The sequence below is a fragment of the Haloglomus halophilum genome (assembly GCF_024298885.1).
GTDB lineage: Archaea > Halobacteriota > Halobacteria > Halobacteriales > Haloarculaceae > Haloglomus > Haloglomus halophilum.
The window spans coordinates 91,143-115,379 of record NZ_CP101167.1 but is presented as its reverse complement, the minus strand read 5'-3'; the positions used below and the strand labels follow the sequence as shown (position 1 = coordinate 115,379).

At 54.6% G+C, this 24,237-nt stretch carries 17 protein-coding genes and 1 pseudogene; 11 read left to right on the top strand and 7 right to left on the bottom strand.

Translation table 11 applies throughout. The annotated features are described in order from the left end of the window. Positions 1-457: 457 nt before the first annotated feature. Both NL114_RS20960 and NL114_RS20955 read right to left on the bottom strand, forming a co-directional pair. A complete protein-coding gene (locus tag NL114_RS20960) occupies positions 458-1,588 on the bottom strand; it encodes a hypothetical protein (RefSeq protein WP_254824804.1) in 1,131 nt (376 codons plus the stop codon). Positions 1,589-1,613: 25 nt separating this feature from the next. Continuing rightward, positions 1,614-3,368 carry a DEAD/DEAH box helicase gene (locus tag NL114_RS20955; protein ID WP_123622885.1) on the bottom strand — a complete coding sequence of 585 codons (1,755 nt, stop codon included), beginning with the start codon at positions 3,366-3,368 and terminating at the stop codon, positions 1,614-1,616. 782 nt (positions 3,369-4,150) lie between these two features. Between NL114_RS20955 and NL114_RS20950 the strand changes: the two genes are divergently transcribed. From NL114_RS20950 to NL114_RS20930, 5 genes are all read left to right on the top strand, one after another. Next, the gene (locus tag NL114_RS20950) at positions 4,151-7,366 is read left to right on the top strand and encodes a DUF499 family protein (protein WP_254824803.1); all 3,216 of its coding nucleotides are present in this window, start codon (positions 4,151-4,153) and stop codon (positions 7,364-7,366) included. 277 nt (positions 7,367-7,643) lie between these two features. Then, positions 7,644-8,597, top strand: a complete 954-nt coding sequence (locus tag NL114_RS20945) for an HNH endonuclease (protein ID WP_254824802.1) — start codon at positions 7,644-7,646, stop codon at positions 8,595-8,597. Positions 8,598-8,743: 146 nt separating this feature from the next. Continuing rightward, complete coding sequence (locus NL114_RS20940) at positions 8,744-11,401, top strand: DUF1156 domain-containing protein (RefSeq protein WP_254824801.1); 2,658 nt, start codon at positions 8,744-8,746, stop codon at positions 11,399-11,401. A 252-nt stretch (positions 11,402-11,653) separates the two neighbouring features. Continuing rightward, complete coding sequence (locus tag NL114_RS20935; protein ID WP_254824800.1) at positions 11,654-13,783, top strand: DUF262 domain-containing protein; 2,130 nt, start codon at positions 11,654-11,656, stop codon at positions 13,781-13,783. Positions 13,784-13,900: 117 nt separating this feature from the next. Beyond that, a complete protein-coding gene (locus NL114_RS20930; RefSeq protein WP_254824799.1) occupies positions 13,901-14,284 on the top strand; it encodes a DUF8076 family protein in 384 nt (127 codons plus the stop codon). Between the two features lie 76 nt (positions 14,285-14,360). On the opposite strand, the gene NL114_RS20925 is transcribed toward NL114_RS20930, so the two are convergent. The 3 genes from NL114_RS20925 to NL114_RS20915 are packed head-to-tail and all read right to left on the bottom strand — an operon-like array spanning position 14,361 to position 19,769. Then, positions 14,361-16,721 (bottom strand): type 2 periplasmic-binding domain-containing protein, encoded by a 2,361-nt coding sequence (locus NL114_RS20925; protein ID WP_254824798.1) that lies wholly within the window; start codon positions 16,719-16,721, stop codon positions 14,361-14,363. A 58-nt stretch (positions 16,722-16,779) separates the two neighbouring features. After that, positions 16,780-18,540, bottom strand: coding sequence for an McrC family protein (locus tag NL114_RS20920; protein ID WP_254824797.1), 1,761 nt, complete (start codon positions 18,538-18,540; stop codon positions 16,780-16,782). Next, a complete protein-coding gene (locus NL114_RS20915; RefSeq protein WP_254824843.1) occupies positions 18,540-19,769 on the bottom strand; it encodes an AAA family ATPase in 1,230 nt (409 codons plus the stop codon). The genes NL114_RS20920 and NL114_RS20915 overlap by 1 nt, the downstream gene beginning before the upstream one ends. 43 nt (positions 19,770-19,812) lie before the next feature. Between NL114_RS20915 and NL114_RS20910 the strand changes: the two are divergent. Further along, positions 19,813-20,121, top strand: a pseudogene (locus tag NL114_RS20910) (site-specific integrase); the annotation flags it as partial. A gap of 179 nt (positions 20,122-20,300) precedes the next feature. Here the strand turns inward: NL114_RS20910 and NL114_RS20905 are convergent. Next, entirely contained in the window at positions 20,301-21,188 is an 888-nt protein-coding gene (locus NL114_RS20905) for a DUF8172 family protein (RefSeq protein ID WP_254824796.1), read from the bottom strand. Positions 21,189-21,241: 53 nt separating this feature from the next. Then, positions 21,242-21,538, bottom strand: a complete 297-nt coding sequence (locus NL114_RS20900) for a PadR family transcriptional regulator (protein WP_004048633.1) — start codon at positions 21,536-21,538, stop codon at positions 21,242-21,244. Positions 21,539-21,674: 136 nt separating this feature from the next. Between NL114_RS20900 and NL114_RS20895 the strand changes: the two genes are divergently transcribed. From NL114_RS20895 to NL114_RS20875, 5 genes are all read left to right on the top strand, one after another. Then, positions 21,675-21,842, top strand: a complete 168-nt coding sequence (locus NL114_RS20895) for a DNA-binding protein (protein WP_004048632.1) — start codon at positions 21,675-21,677, stop codon at positions 21,840-21,842. Between the two features lie 71 nt (positions 21,843-21,913). Then, a complete protein-coding gene (locus NL114_RS20890) occupies positions 21,914-22,474 on the top strand; it encodes a TATA-box-binding protein (protein WP_144906689.1) in 561 nt (186 codons plus the stop codon). A gap of 82 nt (positions 22,475-22,556) precedes the next feature. After that, positions 22,557-23,600 (top strand): exodeoxyribonuclease VII large subunit, encoded by a 1,044-nt coding sequence (gene xseA, locus NL114_RS20885; protein ID WP_049987857.1) that lies wholly within the window; start codon positions 22,557-22,559, stop codon positions 23,598-23,600. 2 nt (positions 23,601-23,602) lie between these two features. Next, entirely contained in the window at positions 23,603-23,785 is a 183-nt protein-coding gene (xseB, locus tag NL114_RS20880; protein ID WP_049987856.1) for an exodeoxyribonuclease VII small subunit, read from the top strand. 202 nt (positions 23,786-23,987) lie between these two features. Beyond that, positions 23,988-24,236, top strand: a complete 249-nt coding sequence (locus NL114_RS20875; protein WP_049987855.1) for a hypothetical protein — start codon at positions 23,988-23,990, stop codon at positions 24,234-24,236. The last annotated feature ends 1 nt before the right edge of the window (position 24,237 follow it).

Below are 24,237 nucleotides of genomic sequence, written 5' to 3'. Positions count from 1 at the left end.
CTCCTTGGACATAACCGGAATTCGTTCGGGGCCAAGTTGTCCGGCGGCAACGGATTCCTCAGAGCAGAGAAGAACGTCCGCGCACTCGGCACCGATCGAGGTCAACTGAGACTGCTTGTTACTTGTCTGGTGCCATGCATGCGTTTATACGGTAGAAGAGTCAAAATCAGGTCGACCAATGAGTCTTGATGAGGCGGTTGAAGAAGCGCTCGCGACGTACAATATGTCGCGCAGCGAAGAGGCCGAGGAAACGGGCCGAACAGTCGCCACCCTCCAAGACTAACAGCGCCACTTCACCGAGGTTTCGAATCTTTTCAGCAAACTCTGACTTCGGTAGCCCTGGCGTTGCCTTCAGTTCCGGATATCCAGCTCGTTCGGCGGCTTCCTTGACGAATCAGTGTGTTAGCTCTATTCGCTCCGCGGCTTTGCTCTATTGAACTATCGAGGGGTCGTCGTATCACCGCTCTTTGGTACAACTCTGGCATTTGAGTCCATCTAAAATCGTTTGAAGCGGGTTGTGTTCGGTGAGTTCCCGTTCACACGACGAACATCGAACAGTATCGGCTACACCGATCCCACTCCCGTATCCGAGAGTAACGGTTTGATGTATGCTACCGTCGATAAATTCGAAATCGATCTCGCCTCGCTCGTACTCAACTTCCGTCAGAGTAAGCGGTGTGACCTGCACGTCGAGTGAGTGCCGCTCTCGGATTTCTCGTTGTCGATTGGGGAATCCACTGTCACGGCGCTCCTGTAATTCGTTGAGCGTCTCGTCGAGTTCCTCGTACTCCGATTTGAGTTCTTTCCGTTCTCGCAACGCCCGGACGCGTGAATCCTCGTCTCCTGTGTTGATCTTCTCACTCAGATCGTTGATCTTCGACGACAGGTTCGAGTGTTCTTCCTGTAGCTCCAGGATACGCTGTTGTTGCATCTGACGGTACTCTTCAACTTCTGAATCTGCCGCACGCGAGGCTTCTCGATGAATGTCGTCGAGCTGCCCCTGTACGCTTTCCAGCAACAGTTCCCGAGCTGTTTCGAGGAGAGGTCGCACATCTGTCTTGGTCAGCTGTACAGCGCCATCAGAGGCCGTCTCGGTCTCTACTGTGGTGGTGTCGAGGAATGTCTCCGCCAGCTTTGGAAGGCTCTCCTCTGACCGCGCGTCTACAGCGATGGCGCGGAGAAGCTCTTGCTGGTATTCACTGACGGTCTCGATACCGACACGAAAGAGAACCACGATGGCTGTGCGGTCGTAGTACGGAGTGAACTGTGCGCTCTGTACCTCGACAGCGCCGTTTTGGATCCACTCCGGACTCTCGATGTCTGATTCACTCTCTATCGACAGCTTGCCAGACGGCGATCGTTCACCCGCCTCACGGAGTAGCTGTTGAAAGAACGCACTCTCCGGATGCAGCCGTTTCGTTCTATCATCGTCATCGTCTGGAGTACCCTCTCCCCGGATGAGTGTGTGTCTCCCGTGGGTGATCTCGGTGTCTATGTCATCGGGTACCGACACCAGCCAGTGATCGTCACTTCGCTCGATGGAACAGCCGATAGATCGGAGATACCGTTCTGTGAACTGCTCTACCACAGATTGCGTGACAGAAATCGAAGCGTCAGTCATCGCTTTCCCCTAGGTCGAATCCTTCGAACACGCCGCTATTGAACTCCTCAAGTTTGTCGGCGAGTTCACGCTGTTCTTGGAGGTCAACTGCCATCGCATCGAAGTCGTTCTCAAGATCGACTTCGGAATCAGCGGCCACCAACCGTTCGAAGATCTCGTCTTCGAAGCTTGTCCCCGACTCTTCCAAGCGGCTCAGGATTGAGCTCAGTTCTCCGACGCTCTGCTGGAAGAGATCGATCTTGTGGTACAACCGTTCCAGTACGTACTCTTCGACCGTATCTTTCAACGCCATATTGAAGATGAATACGTCTCGCTTCTGGCCGATCCGGTGTACGCGTCCGATACGTTGTTCAACACGCATCGGGTTCCACGGCAAGTCTAAATTGACTAATATATTGCAAAACTGTAGGTTACGGCCTTCACTCATAGCGTCGGTTGAAACGAGGATTCCTCCTTCTTCTTCGAAGTCCTCGACAATTTGCTCCTTCTCGCTGCTTGAGTGCCCGCCGTGGAATGCGTGTACTGTGTATCCCTCCGAGGCAAGCCTGTCGAGGATCTGCTGTTGGGTTGCTCGGAACTGAGTGAAGACGATGACTCTCCCCATCTCGACGTTGTCGCGGGCTTCTTCGACGATATCCAAGAGTCGTTCCTGTTTGGTCACGGTATCGATCTCATCGATCAGATCTAAGATCGACTCCAGTTCGTCTGCGTGCGTGAGCTCCGACTGGTCGTAGAGTCGCTTCTCGATGGTCTTCTTGAGCGCGACCGGGCTGCTGACGACCTCCTTCTGGAGGAGCATCAGTACGAGCTTCTGGCCTTGGTCCTGACTGTACGCCCCTTTGACGTAGTCGGAGACTGCCTGGTAGAGTTCGCGTTCCTTCGGGGTGGGATCGAACGTTCGTGTGTCGATAGTCCGATCTGTGAAATCGATATCCGTGTCTTCGCGTCGGTTCCGGATCATCACTTTGTTCAACCGATCCTGTAGCTCGTCTCGATTCACCAGTGTCTCCTGATTGCTGTTCACGAAGTAGTGATGGAAGACGTCGCGTGTACCGAATAGCCCAGGGCGGAGTAGCGAGACGACGTTGTAGAGGTCAGTCAGTTCATTCTGAATCGGCGTCGCCGTCAGGAAGAACGCGTAGTTGTAAGAAAGCCGATCAATCAGGTCGTAACGGTCCGTCTCTTCGTTTTTGACGTAGTGGGCCTCGTCGAGTACCAGAACGTCCCAGTCGCGATCAAGAACCGTCTGACGATGTCGCTCGCTCTTCGCAGTGTCGATGCTCGCAATGATGTAATTGTGGGCGTCGAAATCCTCGAATTCATCGTCGTAGTTGCAGACGAAGTCGAGACCGAATTTCTCTCGGAGTTCAGCCTGCCACTGTTTGGCCAGCTGTGCGGGAGTGAGGATGAGGACGGATTCGTCCGTTTCACGGAAGTGCATCTCTTTGAGAATCATCCCGACCTCGATGGTCTTCCCGAGGCCGACTTCGTCAGCCAGGAGTGCTTTTCCGTCCATCTCGAAGAGAGCCCGGTAGGCTGCATCCACTTGGTGTTCGAGAAGTTTGACGGCGTTCTCGTCCAACTCTTTTAGTGACCGGAGTTCTGAATCCGGCTGGCCTGCTTGCAGACGGACTGCTTGGATACTCTGCAGGTGACTCCCATCAGTACCGTCCTCAGACAGCGAATCCAGAAGATCGTCAGCAGATTCGTGTGTGACCTCGATATCGACGAGGTCGTACCCGCTCATACGTTCGTAGAAGCAGGTGTGCGTGAAATACGTTTTGTGACTACCAATCAGCAACCAGGCAGCTGTGTCTCCATTTCGGAAGTGTACATATGCAGCTGAGCTCCCACCGAATCACTAAGTGGATGTGAAATAACATTAGGGTAGGTAATCAAAGATGACCCAGTGGGCCAGTCATTACTTAGAAATCCCCGAAGCAATCCGAAGTAACGATGCCCTTCAAACGCAGATTGCCGACATCATTCCTGGTCGCCCAATCTATGGAAAGAGGGTAGAAGGTGGGAACCGAGAACAAAATGCACGAGATATTCTCATCGACTTCTTTGACTGCAAAATCGAATATCAAGAGGCATACGAACGTGTTCTACAGGAGCTTCCACGACGCGAATCTCCGCATTCACACGATAATAATACGTTTAGCAGCGATTGGAATGAAGCCTTGATTCGGATGCAAGCTGTTCGCTTCTACAACCACGGGGCATTTCTACAACTGAAGGAACTCGGGTACTCAGAATGCTATATTCCACATTCGCCACACGAAAACAGAGGGTCAGAGTGTACCAGGAAACTAGCTGGCGACACGTGGGAAATTGACCCGCTACTTAACCGATTGAAAGAACGGTATGATAACGAGAACTACGACACGCCCGTAACAATCCCTAGTCGGCCGAATTGTACCCACACTCCGATTCCCCCCGATATGTCTGAAGACGACTCACAAAGCCGCTGAATTCGCGGGACCATAGTGTTTATTGGGTGCCACTGAGGTTTGTTTAAGTATCAAGATGGCACAGACGGGATCCTTACCAAATACGCTCGAAGACACGGTGACCCTCAGCCGCGAGCTTAGGGAAGAAGGACAGATCGATGGGCAGGTAAAACTCTACAATGTTGACGACGACGACGAGTTCGAGTCTGACGCAGCACTCTTTTTCGAACGGACGCTGATGACTCAGGGCCTTCGAGAGGCCCTCTCGATTCTTCGTGATTCCTTGACTGGGGACGACCCGCGAGGCACGCACATCCTCTATGGCCCGTACGGTAGTGGGAAGTCTCACCAGATGGTGGCACTGTACCACTGTTTCGATGATCCCGATGCCGCGGGTGCGTGGGCAAGTGATTCGGTTGAGGGGTTCGACGCTGCGCTTCCAGAGTCGGCGACGCCGATCACGGTTGCGATGCAGAACGAACAGTACGAGTACCTCTGGGAACCGTTCTTTGAGGCGCTTGATTACGATCCTGGGACGTTCGAGTCGGGTGGCTATCCCGATATGCAGACGATTCAGGAGGCCGTCGGCGACACCACAGTCGCATTCTTCGTGGACGAATTAGAGGACTGGTTCGATACGCTTCAGGGCGATCGAAAGAGCGCAAACAAGGCGTTCCTCCAGTCGCTGCTCGAATCGACCGCGCTTTCGGATCTCGAACTCTACACAATCGTCTCTGTGCTCCGCGAAGGATCTGAGGTTCACGACATTCTGAATCGGGAACAGGCGGTTGAGGTCAATATGAACAACCAGGTGGACAAGCGCGAGGTCCTGCGCCACCGCCTGATCGACTCCGTAAACGAGAGTGCGGCGCGAGAGATCGTCAACGGGTACTTCGACGCGTATGACCAAGCCGACGGGCACGTGGATCTCCCCGACGACTTGCTGTCGGAGATGCACGATCTCTATCCATTCCACCCTGTGCTTCTGGATGCCCTCGAGACACGCTACTACGCTGATGAGGGCAACCAGAACACGCGCGGGATGATCTACCTCTTCTCGAAGGTCCTCTTGCAGATGCAGGATCAGACGGACCTGATCACACACGGCGACATCGACGCCATCGAGTTCGAGGACGAACTGGCGAAGATCAACTACGAACGACTGAACGCCGCTACCGGTGATATCAAAAGTCGTGTTGACACGGATGAAGTGCCCCACGGTCGTCGCATCCTGAACACGATCCTCCTCTACTCGTTGAAGCCGAGCGAAGGCGAGGGTGCGGAGGTCTCGGAGATTGTGATGGGTGCCTACCAGACAGGTGACCTCGTTTCCGACGTCGTCCTCAACCTCGAACGATTGCACGGCGTTGCATGGCACCTCCACAAGCTGAACGGGAAGTACGCCATCCGCGACCGGCAGAACCCGAACGCACTCATCCGGAACGCAGCTGTGGATGTGTCGGAGACGTCGGCGAAGGCCGAGATCGCGGACTTCATCACGGATATCTTCGGCTCGAACGCGCACCCGGTCGGGTTCCGGACGAACGATATGCGGGATATCCCGGACGACCGTGAGGTGAAGGTCGTCGTGAAGGACGGCCAGTGGACCCAGGACGAGGTGAAGAAGGTCATCACGAACGACGGTCGCGGACGCGAGTGGCGCAACACACTCGTGTTCGTCCAGCCCTCGGGGGACAAGGCCATCGAGTCCGGAACACGGTACATCGACAAGGCACGGTATATCGAGGGCGCGCGACAGGTACTTGCCGACGAGTCTCTCGACGACGAAATCCGCACCTCGATTCGTAGTATGATGGAGCAGGAGGAGAACGAGCTCCGTGAAGAGCTTCAACTCCTGTACGGCGATGTGATCGACGGCGACAATCTGATGGACGATGACGAGTGGGCGAAAGTGGAGCCGATGGATCTCGATGTGTTCGTCCTCGACGAGGCGGAACTCGACGCCTCGAACATTGCGGACTCTGCGGCAGCTGACCCGTTCGACCTCCAGTCGCACGTCTGGGACATCGCCGAGGACCTTCTGGAGCGACGGGGGGAAATATCGGTCGAGGATATCTACGAGCAGTTCCTCCGTGACCCAGAGCTCCCGATTCCCGGCAGTGCCAACGACGTGTTGAACGCAACCGTCGAAGCGCTCGACGGCAAGCCGGTACTCGCCCGTGATACTGGTGGGTTCCGTGACGACCTTTCCGGAAGCTCGCTGGACACTGTGCTCGTTCAGCAGGATGACGTGGACGTGTGGGGGGTCGATGACGCCGAGCAGGAACTCCGCCAGCGCTTCGGGAGCGGGACGACTGCGCTCGACATCGGCGACTTCGAACTGGAACTCGTTGAGGACGGCGAGATCTGGATCGACGGCGATAGCCACGACGTTGTGATGCGGGCTATCGGCCGGCTCGCCCGTGAGGATCAGTACGTCATCGTGAAAGGGAACGAGATTCTCGACAAGCCGCAGTCCGACGCGACGCTCCGTGACGTCGGCGGTGCAGAGGTCGTCGGTGCGTCGTCCCTCGTGGACCGTATCGAGGAGCATATCAACGACGACGGGTATGCGAATCTCGACACAATTATCGGAGAGGTTCGGTCGGACGAAGCGGTGTTCCTGCCGCCGGACGAGACCGAATCGGTCGCTCGTGAGGCGGTCAACGAGTTCCTCGTCGACGACTACGTGCTGGAGGCCGGCGGTCGGTATCTCGGATCGCTCGGCGACCGGGAGCCGACGACAGTCAAGATTGTCCCGACGGTATCCGACCGAATCGGTGACCAGATTCTGGCGTATATCGAGGACCTGGAGCCGGGTGATCAGTTCACCGTCAACAAGGTCACCGACCGTTTCGACGACAGCGTCACCGAGTACATGGTGCGGACGTTCCTGCTGGAGAACATCGGGAAGGACGAGGAACCAGAGTACGTGGTCAACACAACCGGGTCGGACAAGGCCACCGACTGGGTGCCCGGCTATCCGTTCCGGAAGGCTGATACAGAGGCTGATACGTGGCGCTTCGAGTACAACGGCGACGACGTCGCTGCGATGCGGAGCAAGTGGCGGAACAACCACCAGACGGGGAGCGTTGAGTACGGCGATGTCACCTTTATGCTGCCCGACAGGGAGGGTGTTCCCGGCGCTCTTCAGGGGACCGCCGATGTTGAGCGGACGCAGGTCAGCTTGACGTTGCGGTCCGAACAAGACTACACGAAGGTACAGGACCTATTTGAGCGGATGCCCGAGGAGGCGACAAGCCTGAAAATCGAGATCAGCTTTCAGAAGTAGCTGTAGTTCAGCTGTATCGTCTCCTCATTAATCGCCAGTTCCTGTTCTTTGTGTTCGGCCGATTAATCCATGTACTGCAGTAGAATAATCATTCCCGATTGAGTGATCCTGGCCGCCCTCCAATTACAAAAGAAAGGTCGTCAGTCGTTATCTATCGGCCTGTTGTGTCAGCGGTACTTGTATCTCTGTGGTTGAGTTTCTCCGCCTTTGAGGTAGTGGATGTTGATCGGGATGCAGATTTATTTCACTCTATGCTCAGTTCCCCGCTAAGAGACCTATGTCCACTGATACCCTACCAAAGGAACAATTGCATCAGAAACTTCTTTCGGCCCTTGATGATGCTGTGGTAGACTATTCTGATACTTCCCAGAAACCATTAGAGATAACGCTTGATCACCCGCTCCCTCCGAAAGTTCGAGTATACATGTATAATGTCACAAGCCCCGAAGGTGATCGGCCGGATGATGAATACAAAGCACAACTAATTGCACCGGGTCAAGATAGCGACGAACGAGGTTCTTTCGATTTCTCTGATGATTGGCTTGTCCTTCTAATCGGTTACGAACAGAATGAGGAGGTCTTTGTATTATGGGATGGATATTTACATCCAGACTTTTCGTTCTCAAAAACAGTCTATGTGAAGCAATGGGCTATCAGGAAGGCAGTCCGCGGTGAGTTAGGAGAACAGACTAGAAATTTACAAACTGGCGAGGAAGTGGTTATTACGGCTAATAGTGAGAATCTAAAGGAAGCAATCCGTTTGCGGACCTCGCTCTCAAGCTCATCTCTCCCGGCGGGAACAGAAGCAGCTGGCGTATCCAATCCAGATCCGGAAAAGAAGGCTACTGACTATGATATACCGGATGAAAGGACATCAGAGACTACTAGAAAAATTCGGAATACAACTATCGTAAATAATCTAAAGCAGAGATACAACTACCGTTGTCAGGTCTGCGGGGAACGTCGAAAACAATCTAGGGATGACTACTATGCTGAAGGACATCATTTGAAACCTCTGAGCGATGGGGGGCCTGATGACATCAGGAACATAATCATACTCTGTCCAAACCATCACGCTGACTTCGATTTTGGGATGGTCAAAGTTGACCCAGAGTCATTGGATATCAACCACTGCTACGAGGATAAAGAAAGAGAACTCGAATTCCGACCGGGTCATGGGGTTGATCCCGGATTTCTAGAGTACAATAACGATCATATCACCGAATTCTAATCCGTCTTGCAACCTCTCAAGTTCCGACATACGATTGACGAACCGAACAGCAGTTGTTACAGTTACAACAGGCTACTGACTGTTGTAGTATAATTATTGTCGAGACACCCGAATCCTTATGCGGTCAGATTGTGCTTCATCCTTATATGACAGATGGCTCCGGAGGGAAGCAGATTTCTGAACGGCAATCCCTCCCGATTGAGAAAGGATTCCCTATTGAGCGGGTGAACGAGATCGCCGAGAAGGAAGGCCGTGCGAAGATTCACTATCGGCCGATTTATACGATGCACAAGTGGTGGGCACGCCGTCTCGGCTGCGTCTTCCGTGCCGTCTCTCTATATACGCTTCTGGATGATCCAGAAAAGGTGGAAGTGTTTGAACCAGGGAATAAGGACCAGACACTCGCCGGTTGGGGTGACGACGACGCCGAGGAATTCGATGTCGCGTCCCTGCTTGAGCGGGTGGACATGACGGATCCGGAGAGCCTCTGGAAACTCTACCCCAAAGACGTACGGGTTGAAGATAAGAAGATCCTCGATCCGTTCATGGGGGGTGGAACCTCGCTAGTTGAGGCATCGCGTTTCGGTGCCGAAGTCGTCGGAAACGATCTAAATCCGGTCGCATGGTTCGTCACAAAAAAGGAACTTGAGGCCGGACAGACTGACGTCGAAGACCTCAAAGCTGCCTTCGAGGAGGTAAAGGAAGATGTCGCCGACGAGATCTCGCAGTATTACCGGACCCCCTGCCCGAACGGCGACCACGAGGCTGACGTGATGTACAACTTCTGGGTCAAGGAGTTGGACTGCGTCTCCTGCGGACACACGGTTCCGCTCTTCAAGGATTACCGTGTTGCGAAAGGACGTTACGAGAATGATGACCAATATAACGTCCTTTGTCCAGACTGTGGAGCGGTCACGCTTGTTGACGATTGGCAGTCTGAAAGTGTATGTAACGATTGTGGACATGGGTTCGTCCCTAAGGAAGGAAACGTTTCCCGTGGTGGGAAGTACAACTGTCCTGACTGCGGACAGAAGTATGCGATCACAGACGCGATCCAGGAACAGGGAGGATACGACACGCGTCTGTACGCTCTGGAGTATTATTGTGAACACTGTGAGGATGCAGATGAAGAGCGAAGCCTGTACAAAGGGTACAAAAAGGCTGAAGATACGGATATTCAGCTGTTTAAAGAAGCAAAAGAGAGGTGGGAAGGAAATGAAGAACTCCGGTCTTATTCACCTTCGGAACAGATTCCCGAAGGACACATTCCTTCAGAAAGAAACCCCATCTTCGACCATGGATATGAAGAGTGGCAGGATATGTTTACTGACAGGCAGCTTTTTGGCCTGAGTACGCTTCTACGTTCAATTGACCAGAATGTGTCGGACGATAATCTTCGGGAACTGTTGCTTCTGGGCTTCTCTGACAGCCTAATGTTCAACAGTACATTTTCTATCTACAATCTAAACGCTAACAAGATTGAAGGCACGTTTAGGATGAACTCATTCGTTCCCCAGACAGACTTCGTTGAAAACAACCTCTGGGGTACCAAATTTGGACGGGGAACTTTCTCCAACACGATGGACAAAGTCTTCAATGCTGTAGAATACGCCTCAAACCCCACAGAACGCTATATCGAAGATGGCGAGACAAAGGAATCAGAGCCGTTTTCGAAGGAAATTGGTGGGACACATACTCTGAATCTAGGTGACGCTAGGACGATCAATTTCGGGGAAAACGAGTTTGATGCAGTAATTACAGATCCCCCGTATTATGATAATGTCATGTATTCAGAGGTTGCTGACTACTTTTATGTTTGGCAAAAGCTGCTGCTGGAAGGAGACTATCCGGGGTTCGATAACGAAAAAACACCCCGAGCAGATAGTATTGTCACCAATCCGTTCCACGGTAAAACAGCAGAAGATTTTGAATCTGAGCTGGGTCAAGCATTCGAAAATATCCACCGCCATCTCAAGTCAGATGGCCTGTTAGCATTTACTTACCACCACTCTGACTCGGAATCTTGGGGGGAACTACTGGAATCCCTTTGCGAGACTGGGTTCGAGGTAACTGCCACGTATCCCATCTCCTCAGACCTGAACAAGTTCATCAGCGGCGAGGCCGTCTCATTCGACATCGTCGTTGTCGCTCGTCCCATCGACGATACAGAACCGGCCTCGTGGAAGTCACTTCGTCGCGAAATCTACCGCACAGCGCGCCGTACTCGCCAGCAACTCGAAGAAAACCGTGATCTTTCCCGCGGCGACATCGGCGTGATGGAAATGGGTGCCTGTTTCCGTGAATACTCGAAGCACCACGGGAAGGTCCAGCGCGACGGCGAGATCATGTCCGCGAAGGAGGTCGTCCAGGAGATTTACGGCATCATCCAGGAGGCCAGCGACATCGGCGTCGAAGACGTCTTCATCGATCTCCTCGACACTCCGAACCCGTCCTTCGACGACGTGAACAAGCTCTGCCGAGGGACCAACGCCACCCCGGAGGACCTCAAGGAGATGCGCCTCTACAACCAGGAAGACGGCTTCGAACTCGGAACCTGGGACAACGAGAAGCGCCAGGCGTACATCCAAGAGCGCGTCAACGGCGATGGTGGTGAACACCTCTCGAATCTCGACAAGCTCCAGTTCCTCCGCTACCGGTACGAGAAGGGGCAGGCAGTCCAGAACTACGTCGAGAAGTGGGACGTCGATGACGACCTGCGCGAACTCGCGGGACGGCTCGCGGACGTGACCGGCGACGACACGTACACGCGAGTGCTCGGAGACCGGGATATCACTAGTTACTGAGCCCGGTAGCAGCTCTCCGTACCGTAGAATCGAAAAATCGGTGCGTTTCCTGTGCCCACGTCCGTCTTTGACGCCTCTTGACTTGCACCGCCAGGCTTCCGGGATATGGTCACACAGGCTCTACGCAGCACCGTTGCGCTCGATAGTTGATTAGCCACGCCGTGAAATAGAGCTTTGGATGGCTGACCGAGGTACGCTGTTGGAGCGAATACCACCCCGGGAACTTTCTACCTCCTCTGAACACACGACCATATGGAATCGGGAAAGAAGTCGTTAGAGGAACTGACGACAGCAGGGGTGTTCCACGTTCCGGAGTATCAGCGCTACTACTCGTGGACTGAACCGGAGTGGGATGACCTCTGGACTGATCTCTACACGCTTCCGCCGGACAAACAGCACTACTTCGGGACGATCATCATCCAGAAGACGGACGAAACGGAAAGCGGTGGGAGCACCGGTGGCTACGGCTCTTCGAGAGAAAAGCCAATCAACCTCCTTATCGACGGCCAACAACGGCTCACCTCGCTTGCGCTGCTGGTTCGATCGATGACGGAGTGTTTGGAGGAAATCGCACCGGAGACGGATCACGAGGCCGAGATACTCGACGACGTCGAAGAGATGCGCGAGACACTTCTCGTTGAGGACAACATCTATCAGCTTCAGCTCCTCGACGAGGAGGACAACAAGTACCTCGAATGGCTACTCACGGGCCACGACGTTCACGAACCGGACCGCCCGTCTCAGCGGAAGATGATCGAGGCGAAGGAATACTTCGACGACCAACTCGACGATCTAACCGCATCCCCCGATGTCGATCCCGTGGACGTCGCTACGGAACTCAAGCAACTCTGGGAGACCATCCTCGAACTCGAACTGATGGTGTACGTTGTCGACGCAGCCAACCCCGAGAAGGCGACGCTCATCTTCGATAGCGTCAACGACCGAGGTCGGTCGCTCTCTACGTTCGACAAGACGAAGTCGTTCCTGATGCGGATGGCATACCTCGCTGCGGATACTGAGAGCGAGGCACAAGCGACCATCCGCCGAATCCGACAATCGTTCGGGGAGATGTACAACGACCACCAGACGATGCTGGAGTCACCGTACGTCACCGATATTAGCGATGATGCAGTCCAGCGCTACCACTTCATTTCGTATTTTGACTGGTCGAACTCCGACGAGTACAGTGATCCCGCCTTCCTTAGCGAGCTGAAAGAGCACATCCGCAAGCTTCGACAGGAAGATCCACGAGCGTGCTTGGAATACATCAAGGACTACACCAACAGCTTGGAACGCGGATTTAACGCGTTATCGATGGTGTTAGACTGTACCGGTGATGACGAAATTTCGACCCTCGTCCAGCGAATACACCGTCTCCGTCACGCGACGAAGTTCTACCCGTTGCTCCTTAAAGCGTGGCCGAATCTTGATGACGATGGCAGGCGGGAGCTCCTGAACGCGATTGAGACGTACATTTTCCGCGTCTACTCGATTGGTAACCATCGAAGTCACACCGGAGAGTCCAGTCTCTACGTCCGCACGCGAAACATCAGCGAAGACAGTCCAGCCGATATCTGGGTGAGCAAAGTCGTCTCCCTAATGAATCGATACGAGGACGACTCGCAGTTCCGACGATCCCTTTCAGCCGCGGATCTGTACTCGAAAGCGAGCTCGCAGGACCTCCGGTATCTCTTCTACTTCTACAACGAACACCGAGCTGACGAGAAGGGTGAGCGCGGTGGACCATCGCTCACGGAAGCGATGAGCAACGAATACACGGTCGAACACATTTGGCCACAGAGTCCCGACGAACTTCCCCTCGAGGATGCCGACGAGTATCCCAGTCCTGAAGCGCGGTACGACGCATACGTTGATCGACTCGGGAATCTCACGCTTGCGAGCAGACCGTGGAACTCGAAGTGGGGGAACACTACATTCGAGACCAAGTGTGATGAGGGATACGTGGAGTCGAAGCTCTGGGTACAATGGGATATCCAGAACGACTACGACGAGTGGTCCGTGGAAAATATCGAGGACCGTGAGGAGACGATAATCGGTTTTGTCCTCGACGAATGGGCGACGCCCGAGACACGTCTTGGAGACATCGAAGAGCCGACGGACGCGATTGACCGGCTTACGAAGGAGGAACAGTTCGTTCTCAAGGCACTCCGCCAGAACACTGGTGGCGCGGTCCGTCGTGTTATCCACGGGGACGCGACCGAGCTTCCAGACTCACCGTTCGAAGAACCGAACTCGAACGGCACAGAACGAAATGAGGTAGGTTCGATTCTGAGCCGTCTCCAGAACGTTGGCCTCGCTGAGCAGAACAAGCATACCTGGTCGCCCACCGACGAGGCGCTTGGCATTGAACTCCCGACCTAACGCCCAACTACCGCGATCGGTATAACGCACTTCGACGCATTAATTCCCGCAAGACCTCCGACGTGACGATTGAGGTACCGCACCCCTTTTTGACCCCTCGGCGACGTGTTATAGGTAATGGCAGGCCCCGGACAAATACCCGGACAGTACAATCTCGTCATTGAAGGTGTCTACGAGACCTTCGAACACCAGATTCCCGTGAAGGAGTTCCTCCAGCGGCTCAAGGAAGATGATGTTCCCGAGACAGTGAGTGTTGTCGGACTCGCGGATGCCCTGAGTGACGAGGATCTGGCGAACGAACTCGCCCGTGAGATGGATCAGCGTGCGAACGATCTGGAGTATCAAAGTCCCACGATACAGTTCGTCGTCGAAGGGTCGTTTCACCGAAGCGGGAAGACCTACGACCTTCGGTACGATGACGAACTCTACTCGCTTCAGCAGGTCTTTGGTCCACAACTCGAACGGAAAGAGGGTGGAGAATGGCTCGTCGCGCCGTTTTAATTCTCACCAGCGGTTATCACCCCTGTATGTAGTCCGGTCGTACTATTTCGAAAAGGGGCGCAGAATTAACCGCACCCTATTCAGTATGGTCTTTGAGAGTTCTACTCCGGGTAGTCCCTTTCAAGGCCTGCAGTACTCGCTCTTCGACGGCGTCGCAGGCGTCGGTGTCCACAACAGAGTATCCGTCCTCTCCGCTCCTGATCTTCTCTATGAATGCCCTTCTGAATGCAGCTTTCACTGAGGGGTATTCGATTATCGGATCGTAGTGTCGGTCGAAGGTATCGTAAAGCGACAACAATGATTCGAGAGGGAGGAATGCAACTGGGATATCTTCCTTCTCCACATCCTCACTCTGCTCGAACCACTCCTGTACACGAGAGGCGACATAGGGGAATTGACCTTCTCGGAAGTTATTCGAAACGAAGAGGTGAGCGTCCAGGTTTTCGTCATCTGAGAGCGAAACCGAGAGAGCACCACCGAGGTTTTCCGTAACCATGTACCAAGCAGCTTTGTTCTTCTCACCGGCATCGAGATCGTATCCCTTCTTTGTGTAGGTGAGTTTCGGGTCGTAGCTTGCGATGAAGTAACCGTCGTCTTCAGGAATCACGAGACAGCCATCTGTTTCCGTCTCTCCTTCTCGACCCCACCGCTCGGTGAAGAGGAACATGAATTTCAGGAGATAGAATACGTCCCGTTCAAACTCGTTGTAATCGTAATCCTCCTTCAGTTCCTTCCGCTCCTCCTGTGAGAGATCGTCGAATTCGCCTGCTGCACCCCGCTGATGTAGGTCCTGAAGGCGTTCGAACGCTTCGTCCGCCCGACCAATAATTCGGTTTCTGAACTGGGATTTGCTGTCACGAATCGCTGAGGTAAGAAGATCCTCTGGAGAATCAGTCATCAACAGGTCGTGTAGGTCAATAGTTCCGAAGTGCTCTCGCCCGTTGAGATACGCTTTCCCGTAAACGACGAGAACCGAGTTTAGCAGGTATTGATTGATTCGTCGAGGAAGGCGGCCATTTCCGAGACAATAGTTGATGTACTCATACCGGTGCGTGTTGGCTTCTTTTCCTGCACTTGCCACTTCCTGGAATGTGGCTCGGATGTAGTCGTTGTGTTTCGTCTCATACGCATCGATTGAGACGTCCAAGAAGTTGATGCCATTATCCGAAAGCGTATCACGGATCTCTTTTAGCGACTCAAATGCTGCTTCATGGATCGCCACATCGTCAACGCTGACCTCCCGCCGGATGTCGTCCCTGAAACTATCACCTTCACATTCGTCGCACTCGTCCGGCTTTTCTTCCTCATATACCTCGTGACAGCGATAACACTCAAATGTGTCAATCTCGGCTACGTCGATGAATTCGTTCAGAAGTGACTGTTCTTCTTCCGGTAAATCCTCGAAATATCGGTTATACGTCTCAACTGCCCCAGTGAGAATCTGGTGGAAGATGTATGAATCTCGTAGCTGGACGTCATATGGATAGATGCTATCGAATGAGATGCCCAATTTGTCCTCGATCAGTAATCGAATTGCCTCCTTTTCTGACTCGGGAAGGTACCGATCCTGGATCTCAAAGTAAAATCCTGTTTCTTCACGCTCTACTTTCAGCTCGACCTTCTTCCCCGTCTTGTTGTGGTTGAAGCCGAGATGGGACAGTTCGGATAAGCTCTGTAGATCGACTAGTTCCTGAAAGACGGCTTCTGAGTTGAGATCATTTCGAACTCCCGTAGGGTTGCTGAGGGACAGGGATGATCCATCGGGGAGATAGGTTCGTTGGAACTCCACCTCGGTGAGTGTGAGCGCTTCAATCTCATCGTTGAAGATTGACGCAAGTCCATCGATGACGTGCTGAGTCGTTTGTGATCGCTCTATTCTGTCAACTCCATCACTATCCGTAAAGGTCTTTGAGAACTTCTTGATTCGACTCTTTGCACCTCGTACCTCTACCTCACCACCACCATCTTTCCGAACGAATAGTGGGTGGGCGCGCTCGAACAAGCGACTTCGGACACGGTCGTCTTCCCGAGTGGTCACACGAACCTCTTTGCTCGGCCACACCAGTGTAAAACCGTCAATCAACTCTTCGACGAAGAGACCCTCTTCTTCGAGTCGTCGAAGTTCGTCCTCGAAATTAGTTTCCACTTGGAAACCGTTGCCACCGCTGCTCTTTTGCGCCCATTTTTCTTCTGCCCAGATGGTGAGTAGAAGCTGTTGTGCACGATCTGGTGATCGGTCCTTTAATTCTGCGAGTAAGTCGTCGACTGACTCAAACCGGGAGTCAATTCGTTTCGTTCGCCCAACGTAGAAGTCCGATACGAGATTTTCAAGCGTCCGTTCTGATTCCGGGATTTTATCATATTTCTTCCCGAGCAGTAGACCCCAGAACCCGTCATCGTTCGAAAGGGGGTCATGTGATGTCATCTCGTTACTCATTCAACTATCTGATTAGTGTGAAACCAGGTATAAAGAGGCTGTCGGACGAAACTACTGTTCAGAGCAGTTTCAGCGGTCCTTCTTTCTCCACTTCATCGGAACCGTTCTGGAGGAAATAGAGGTCGATCCACTCCTGCCCGTGCTCGCGGCAGAACACCGGTACGCACGTCGTCGTATGCTCGTAGCGCTGTTCACAGCGCGTCTCGATCTGTTCTCGCGTCCAGTCACCGTCTTGCTCTAGGTCGTACCGATTGCGAACTTCCCACGAGTGTTCATCGGCAGCGGCCTTGAGGACGCGGAGCGAGAAGTCCCGAGTATCCTTGAACGTGAACGGACCGCTCATCGATGTCGCTTCGCTCAGGGCAGTCTCTTCGACGCCGTCGAGACACAGGCGATTCTCTGCGACGGCGCGGAAGGCTTCGAGTTCAGCAGATTTCTCGACGAGGACGTCGTGTAGGTAGTTGTGGACGACGTCGCCGTATCCGTCCAGAGTGAACGACTGCTCGGGTGAGACGATCTGCAGTTCGGCTCCGGTCTGGGCGACTCGGCGACGCTTCGGTTCGAGTAGCGGACACAGGAACGCGAGCCGGTCAGCGTGCAGGAGGTAGGCGTAGCTGAACAACCGAGACCGAGACGGCGACTCCTTCACTGGGTCGTGGCCTTCTGCGTAGTATTTCGAGTCCAGTACAGCTAGTGTCTCGTCGCCCTCTTGTAGCGCGTGGTCCGGTTCATGGTAGATCTGGCCCTCACCCTCGAACGGATTCACGGACGGTGACCGGACAGGCGTCACGTCGTCGAGGCCGCCGAGGTGGTCGTAGGACTTGATGTATGAGAATTCGCGCTCGATGACGACCTGGGAGTACTGCTCGAACAGCGACTCCATATTCAGAACGTAGTCCACGACCAGTTCCCGCGGGCCGTCTCGGAGTTGCTGGCCGAGTGATGACGACATCACCGCCTTGGCGACATCGAACGCCTTCTGGTAGTACCGGCGCTGCTTCGGGAGGTCGCTAAGCGAGAGGCGTCGATACGCGTCCATCCGGTCTAACCCGCTGCTAACACCCATACTCTCCAGGCGCTCCACCTCTCGGTGAACCTCTGAGAAGATACGGTCGTATGCAGGGTGGTCGTTCTCGTGAGAGTTCTGTCGAAAGAGCCGAAGCAGCGTCTTCCCCGCGTAGTGGAGTAGCGAGTTCGCGGCGTTGTCGTACTCGGTCTCGTTGCGGATCCAATGTGGCTCCAGCGTCCCCCGCGCGTGGTTCATAAGCGTCTGTTCGACGTCGATCTCTCCCCGCCCGTCCAGACTGTCGAGCCGTCGGATAACCAAGTCGCGGATGTACCCCTGCCGGTGGATCGTCTCTAACCCATCGAGGTAGTTGATTGCCAGCACAACGAAGACATCGTCGAGATGGATGTCGTCGGAGAGGAAGTCCTGCAGCGGGATCCCGTGGTATTCGATTGACCGATTCTGGTCGTAGACCGCCAGCAACATATCGAAGATGTGCTCCCAGTCGATCTTCGGATCGACCTGGACCTTCGACGACGGTGTGAGGCTCACGACGCCGATGATGTCCGTCGCTTCGACGTGGAGTACCTCGTTCTCGTCGCCGTCTACGGTGACTGTGACGACTTCGTACTCCTGCTCGCCCTCGAGTGCTGCTTGACTCTTCGTGAAGACGCCGGGACTCTGCTGTGTGAAAGATGCGCGACGAAGCTGGTCCCCGATGGACGACGGACAGCCCTCTATCCGGATCTCCCCGCGTTCGGGGACGTTGAAGGTGTCCTGCCCGTACTCGTAAACTTCGTCAACGGTGCTCATTACTCGTAGGAGCCCATCTGGCGACGTTCCTGTTCGAGTTCCCGTTCGGCGAGCTCAGCCGCGGGGGCTAGATCGAACTCCTCGAACTCGCCGTTCATCGCGCGGTAGTGTTCCGCGATTCGCTCGATCTGCGGAAATGCGGCGGCGTTCAGGAGTCGCGGAACGATGTACGTCCGGAACGCCTGTCCGACCGCATCTTTCTGGTCATACTCGTACTCTCCGCCTTCTCGACAGCCGACGCCAAGGAAGACGGCGACGTCGCGATAATGCATCGGGCCGAAGCGCATGATCGACCCTTGTGACGTCGATTCGTGACCGTGGTTGATCCCTTGGTAGTCCCGCTCGAATAGGCGGAGGATCTCGCTTTCTCCGAGGTCCGTGTGGTCGGTGACGTGCGTGGTGATCCAGTCTTTGAACAGCTGTCGGCGCTTGTCCTCCTCGTACTCATCGAGCTCGATCATGGCGAACCGACGGGTGATGGCGTTGTCGAGTTCGTTCACCGTCCGGTCAGACATATTCATCGTACAGATGATGTTCACTCGCTCATCCAATTCGATGGTTTCGCCTTCGTCGGTCTCGAAGATGGTCTGATGGGGGTTCTCGATGGCAGTGTACAGCGGACCGAAGATCTTCGAGATGTCGGCTCGCGTGATCTCGTCGAGGATGACGCCGTACTCGACGTCGAATCGGCGGGCACGCTGAACGGCTTCGGACACGCAGCCGAGTTTCGTCCGGTAGCTTAGCGAGTCACCGGTGTAGTCCGGGCTGATCCCGCCGATGATGTCCGACGGCGTCCACGAGGGGGTCGCAGTGTTGAGAGCGTACCCGATGCCGGTCTCACGGGCGAGCTGCTTGGCGAAGGTCGTCTTCCCTGTTCCGGTCGGTCCGTACAGGACGACGGGCTTCCCGGCTTCAAGCGCGACTTTGGCGTTGCGTTCGACATCTTTCGGAACGAGTATCTCTTCAGGCGTTTCATCACCGCGGAGACTCACGACGCGCTTGAGACGGTCTGAGGCCAGCGGCGACTCAAGTACGGCACGTCGAACCTGACCCAGACCACGTTCACCGTCGTGGACTACGTCGAGTTTCTCGTCCTCGATCAAAAACTCCAGTACGTCTTCGCTCTCTGCATTCCGGATTGCTTCGACGACGTCGTCGGTTACACGGCGAAGAATTCCGACTTCGTCTTTCGCATCTTCAAGTGTATAGTCGTCCGACGAGTCACTCATCATCGAATACAGGTAGTCCGCAGTATATAAAATCCCGTTCAAAATCCTGCTGGCGCTCGATGAGGACATTCGGCCGCCGTCGATTACGACGGACGGCGCATGATAGATTCTCCAGCGGCTCTCGAAAGCCACAGAGATCGAAATTGACCATCCGAAACACGATTATCTTGCTCCGCACGGTGGTCGACGTGGGATGGGGGAGGTACTTGTCCGCGCGTTTGGGTACACGGTGGCTGCTCGTTACTTGGATAACTCCGAGGAGATGGTGAGAGAGCGTTACGCACATATAGAAGCTGGTGAACTCGGCGACGTCGCAACTGAGGCACTAGAAGAGATTGATAGTCTTACGTAAGGAGGCGCTTCCCCTGATGAGCTACATTGCTGGTCAGCACTAGGTTTATACCGCTCGGCAGACTTCTTTCCAATATGAGCCTCGAAGAGACGGTTGACTACCTCGCCGAGGAACTCGACCTCGAGCGAAGTGAACACGTCCGTGAGGTTGGTCAGTCGGTCGCCGAGCTTCGCGACTGATCAAAACATTTCTCTGAAGTCCCGTTCGACCAGTCCGTCCTCCAGATACGTGATGAACTCTTGTTTCGTTGGTCCTTGACGGTCGAGCAGATCGTCCCGTCCTGCTCGTTCGAGAACTGCCTGCGCGAAGTCCGTACAGTGAGATTCGTGCTGCCCAGCATACTCTGATAGGGCTTCTCGCCAGTGCATATCCAGCTCGAACTCGGCTAACCGGATTTGGATCCCGTCTTTCCGTTCGACGAGGTCGACGTCCAGCTCTTCGAGTTGCTTGAAACGGAGGTTGTTCCGGCGGACCGTGATGAGACGCTTAGAATCAACAATATAGGGATCAACCCACTCTCGCCAGGTATCGTCGTCGACGTGCGTTCGTGGCATCTCAAAATCCGGGTCCACACTCTCAATACAGAACTGCAGCATCGCGATGCCAGTTCGGTGATTCGCATTTGGGAGGGAATGTCGGAGGATCAAATTCGACATCACCTCTCCAGCGACGATCGGAAGTGGAGCTCCCCAGGAGACGTGATCGAGTGCCTGCTGGATCTTTTGCGGTTCGAACTCCTTGTAGAGCCGGAACTCATCCTCATCGCGAACATCAACCGCAGCTTCGAGCAACTCTACTAATCGGAATGCGACAACCTGCCCAGCACGGGGAAGGTCACGAATACGGTCGCTCAGCCATTCCTGATCGAAGTCGACCTCTTGGGCAGATTCGATCTCTGACTCGCCTTCGTAGAGCACATAGACTGGAGCTTCGAAGGGGTACCCGATGAGCTTTGTCGACTCGCCGGATTGCTCTCGCTGAGACAGGATTTCTGCCACCGATGCCGAGCTATATTTGAGTGAGAAATTCTCGGCCTGTGGGTGGTGATAGAAGACGAGCCGAGCCATCTTACTGTGGATTCGTGGGAAGTGGGTAAAGCAGTCCCGTTTTTATAATGACTCTACGACGTAGTGGGTGCGTTCACATCTTCTAAATACTGACTTTCCCACTCACGTCGCGCCTCGATTTCCCGCAATCCGCGTTGCGTGACCGTGTACACGTTCGTCCGCTTGTCGAGTTCACCCTTCTCCAGCAGTCCTTTGTTGACGAGATCGTCGAGATTCGGATAGAGGCGGCCATGATTGATCTCCTGCTCGTAGTAGTCGTCGAGTTCGTCCTTGATTGCGAGCCCATGTGGTTCCTCGAGCCCGGTGGTTACGTACAAGATATCCCGCTGGAACCCAGTTAGATCGTGCATCTGCCTGTTCTCTATTTTTGAGGGGTGGCATATGTTCTCTCTGGTACTCAGATGCCAATATTCGATACGACGAGGCGAGAACCCTGCGTGAGAACTTCGAACCTTTATATGGTGGACAAGAGAAGTCCGCGATGGAATGTCTGACCTAATCGTCAAAGCAGCCGTGAAGGACGCGCTCTCGGACCACAACGTCTCGGCAGATTTCTACGACGCCCTCAACGAAGAGGTCGCCGAACTGCTCGACGACGCCGCCGAGCGTGCCGAGGCCAACGACCGGAAGACGGTCCAGCCCCGCGACCTCTAATTCGGAAGGTACCACACCGACGCTCGAAGTCACTCCCCGTTTTAAGGGGGTTGTGACTGGAAGGTACTCCTATGAGTGTCACAGCCGAATCAATTCAAGTCGAGAATGTGGTCGCGTCGTCCGATATCGGTCAAGAACTCGATCTGGAAACGCTTTCTGAGGATTTAGGAGCCACCGACTACGATCCCGATAACTTCCCTGGACTCGTATATCGGATGCACGATCCTAAAGCCGCAGCGCTCATTTTCCGCTCGGGGAAAGTCGTCTGTACGGGTGCAAAAAGCGTCGACAATGTGACGACTGCGTTGGAATACGTCTTCGACGAGCTCCGTGAATTGGGTGTCGATGTCGCTACCTCCCCAGATATCGAAATCCAGAATATTGTCTCAAGTGGGGACCTCGACCACACACTCAATTTGAATGCGATTGCGATCGGCCTAGGTCTCGAACACATCGAATACGAACCAGAGCAGTTCCCGGGGCTCGTCTACCGACTTGACGACCCGGACGTCGTCGCACTCCTCTTCGGGAGTGGAAAGCTCGTCATCACGGGCGGAAAACAGCTTGACGATGCTGAACAAGCGCTTACAGTGATCGAAAACCGGCTCACTGACCTCGGGTTACTGGAGTAATTCAACACAGAACAGTTGGCAGGGTACACTGGCACTGGTGAGTACATTTTTGAATCGGCTCTCCCCGTGTTAAGTTAGTGCGATGGCTGATGCCGAACGGGAGGTAGATGATGTCCTGTCCGGGAATGTTCTTTCAGTCCAAGAGCTGAACGACCGAATTGCATCGGTCGTCCAGGACACGCCTGCCCTCAACGGCGTCCGCTGTATTGGCGAGGTCACGGATCTCCATCAGAACAGTACCGCCCTCTATTTCACCCTGACTGACGGCGACGCCGAGCTTCCCTGTATGCTCTGGGCGAACCGCTATCAGAAGATGGACGCTGACCTCGAGGACGGGACCGAGGTCATCCTCGAAGGCGATATCGACTACTGGACAGAGGGCGGGAAAATCGACCTCAAGCCGTGGGAGGTGATCGTCGTCGGCGACGGCGATCAAGCAGCTGCCGTCGAGCGACTACGAAGCGAACTCGAAGAGCGTGGCTGGTTCGACGACGAGCAGAAACAGCGCCCGCCGGCGTTCCCAGAGCGGGTTGGGGTCGTAACCTCCCTCCGTGGCGATGCCCGTTATGACATCCAGAACGCGATCCACGAACAGGACCCTACCGTCGACATCCTGGTGAAGGACGCCACCGTCCAAGGGTCGGAGTCGCCCACATCCATCGCGAACGGCATCCACCATCTGGACCGCTCCGAGGACGTCGACGCGATTATCGTCGGTCGCGGTGGCGGGAGCGATTCGAACCTCCAGGCGTTCAACACCGAGCGGGTCTCGGAAGCTATCTTCACCGCAAACACCCCGATCGTCACGGCGATCGGGCATACTGACGACCGGTTAATCGCCGATCAGGTCGCGGATGTGGCAACGATCACGCCGACGGCCGCCGGTGAGTATATCGTGAATTCCCGCGAGGAGTTCTTGGCGGGCGAAGTCAAGCCGCTGGCACAGCAACTCGACGCCGCGTACGAGACCTTCCAGCAAGAGCACGAACATGAACGGGAGCTTGCCGAAGCAGTCGACGAGGCGGCCGTACCCGAGGGCCTCCCGCCGGTCTATTACAAGGCCGCAATCGCTGTGCTGTTGTTGCTGTTGTTGGCTATCACTGGGCTTTGGTTGGGGGTGATCTGAGCGTGGCAAACGACCAAGAGATTCACGACCGGCTGACCCGTGTCGAAGAAATCATTGAGCAGCTCGATGCGGATGAGTGTGATCTCGATGAAGGGACAAGGCTCCACGAGGAGGGTCAGGAACGCTTGGCCGAGGTGCGAGAAATCCTTGACAACGGGCGTGGAGAGGTCGTGGAACTCGAGTAGAGGCCATCCTAACCTTAACCAACAGACAACGGAATCTAGCCCCATTGTTGGTTAACCGTACCCTTGCGAGGTGAACGAGCTATCCGGTTATAATTTACTTTAGATTTTTGCGCCAGTTGGTGGCCAGAAAGCATATACCGATCTTCTAGCTATCGCACCACCATGGACCGGGGCTCAACCGGTGCATACCCACCCCGCACATATGATCACACGGGCAGTCACCATCGAAGACATCGATGATCTGTACCTGACGTGGAACAGCCATATCAACGGTTCCGCCCTCTATCGCCGCGCCCTCCGAGATGAAATGGAGCTTCGCGACGTCGACCCCGACGAGCTTCGAGATCTCTTCGAACGGGCCCGCGAACAGGGCTACACGAAAGACGAGATCGTCGACGAGACCAACCGCTACGCTGATCTGAAAGCACTCGTCGACGACGCAGAGGAGTAAC

Coding starts and splice junctions, on each gene's coding strand:
- NL114_RS20945 (WP_254824802.1), top strand. CDS start 7,644: ATGTCCACTGATACCCTACCAAAGGAACAATTGCATCAGAAACTTCTT.
- NL114_RS20955 (WP_123622885.1), bottom strand. CDS start 3,368: ATGAGCGGGTACGACCTCGTCGATATCGAGGTCACACACGAATCTGCT.
- xseA (WP_049987857.1), top strand. CDS start 22,557: ATGGCTGATGCCGAACGGGAGGTAGATGATGTCCTGTCCGGGAATGTT.
- NL114_RS20905 (WP_254824796.1), bottom strand. CDS start 21,188: ATGGCTCGGCTCGTCTTCTATCACCACCCACAGGCCGAGAATTTCTCA.
- NL114_RS20935 (WP_254824800.1), top strand. CDS start 11,654: ATGGAATCGGGAAAGAAGTCGTTAGAGGAACTGACGACAGCAGGGGTG.
- NL114_RS20930 (WP_254824799.1), top strand. CDS start 13,901: ATGGCAGGCCCCGGACAAATACCCGGACAGTACAATCTCGTCATTGAA.
- NL114_RS20925 (WP_254824798.1), bottom strand. CDS start 16,721: ATGAGTAACGAGATGACATCACATGACCCCCTTTCGAACGATGACGGG.
- NL114_RS20920 (WP_254824797.1), bottom strand. CDS start 18,540: ATGAGCACCGTTGACGAAGTTTACGAGTACGGGCAGGACACCTTCAAC.
- NL114_RS20950 (WP_254824803.1), top strand. CDS start 4,151: ATGGCACAGACGGGATCCTTACCAAATACGCTCGAAGACACGGTGACC.
- NL114_RS20915 (WP_254824843.1), bottom strand. CDS start 19,769: ATGAGTGACTCGTCGGACGACTATACACTTGAAGATGCGAAAGACGAA.
- NL114_RS20895 (WP_004048632.1), top strand. CDS start 21,675: ATGTCTGACCTAATCGTCAAAGCAGCCGTGAAGGACGCGCTCTCGGAC.
- NL114_RS20940 (WP_254824801.1), top strand. CDS start 8,744: ATGACAGATGGCTCCGGAGGGAAGCAGATTTCTGAACGGCAATCCCTC.
- NL114_RS20900 (WP_004048633.1), bottom strand. CDS start 21,538: ATGCACGATCTAACTGGGTTCCAGCGGGATATCTTGTACGTAACCACC.
- NL114_RS20875 (WP_049987855.1), top strand. CDS start 23,988: ATGATCACACGGGCAGTCACCATCGAAGACATCGATGATCTGTACCTG.
- NL114_RS20890 (WP_144906689.1), top strand. CDS start 21,914: ATGAGTGTCACAGCCGAATCAATTCAAGTCGAGAATGTGGTCGCGTCG.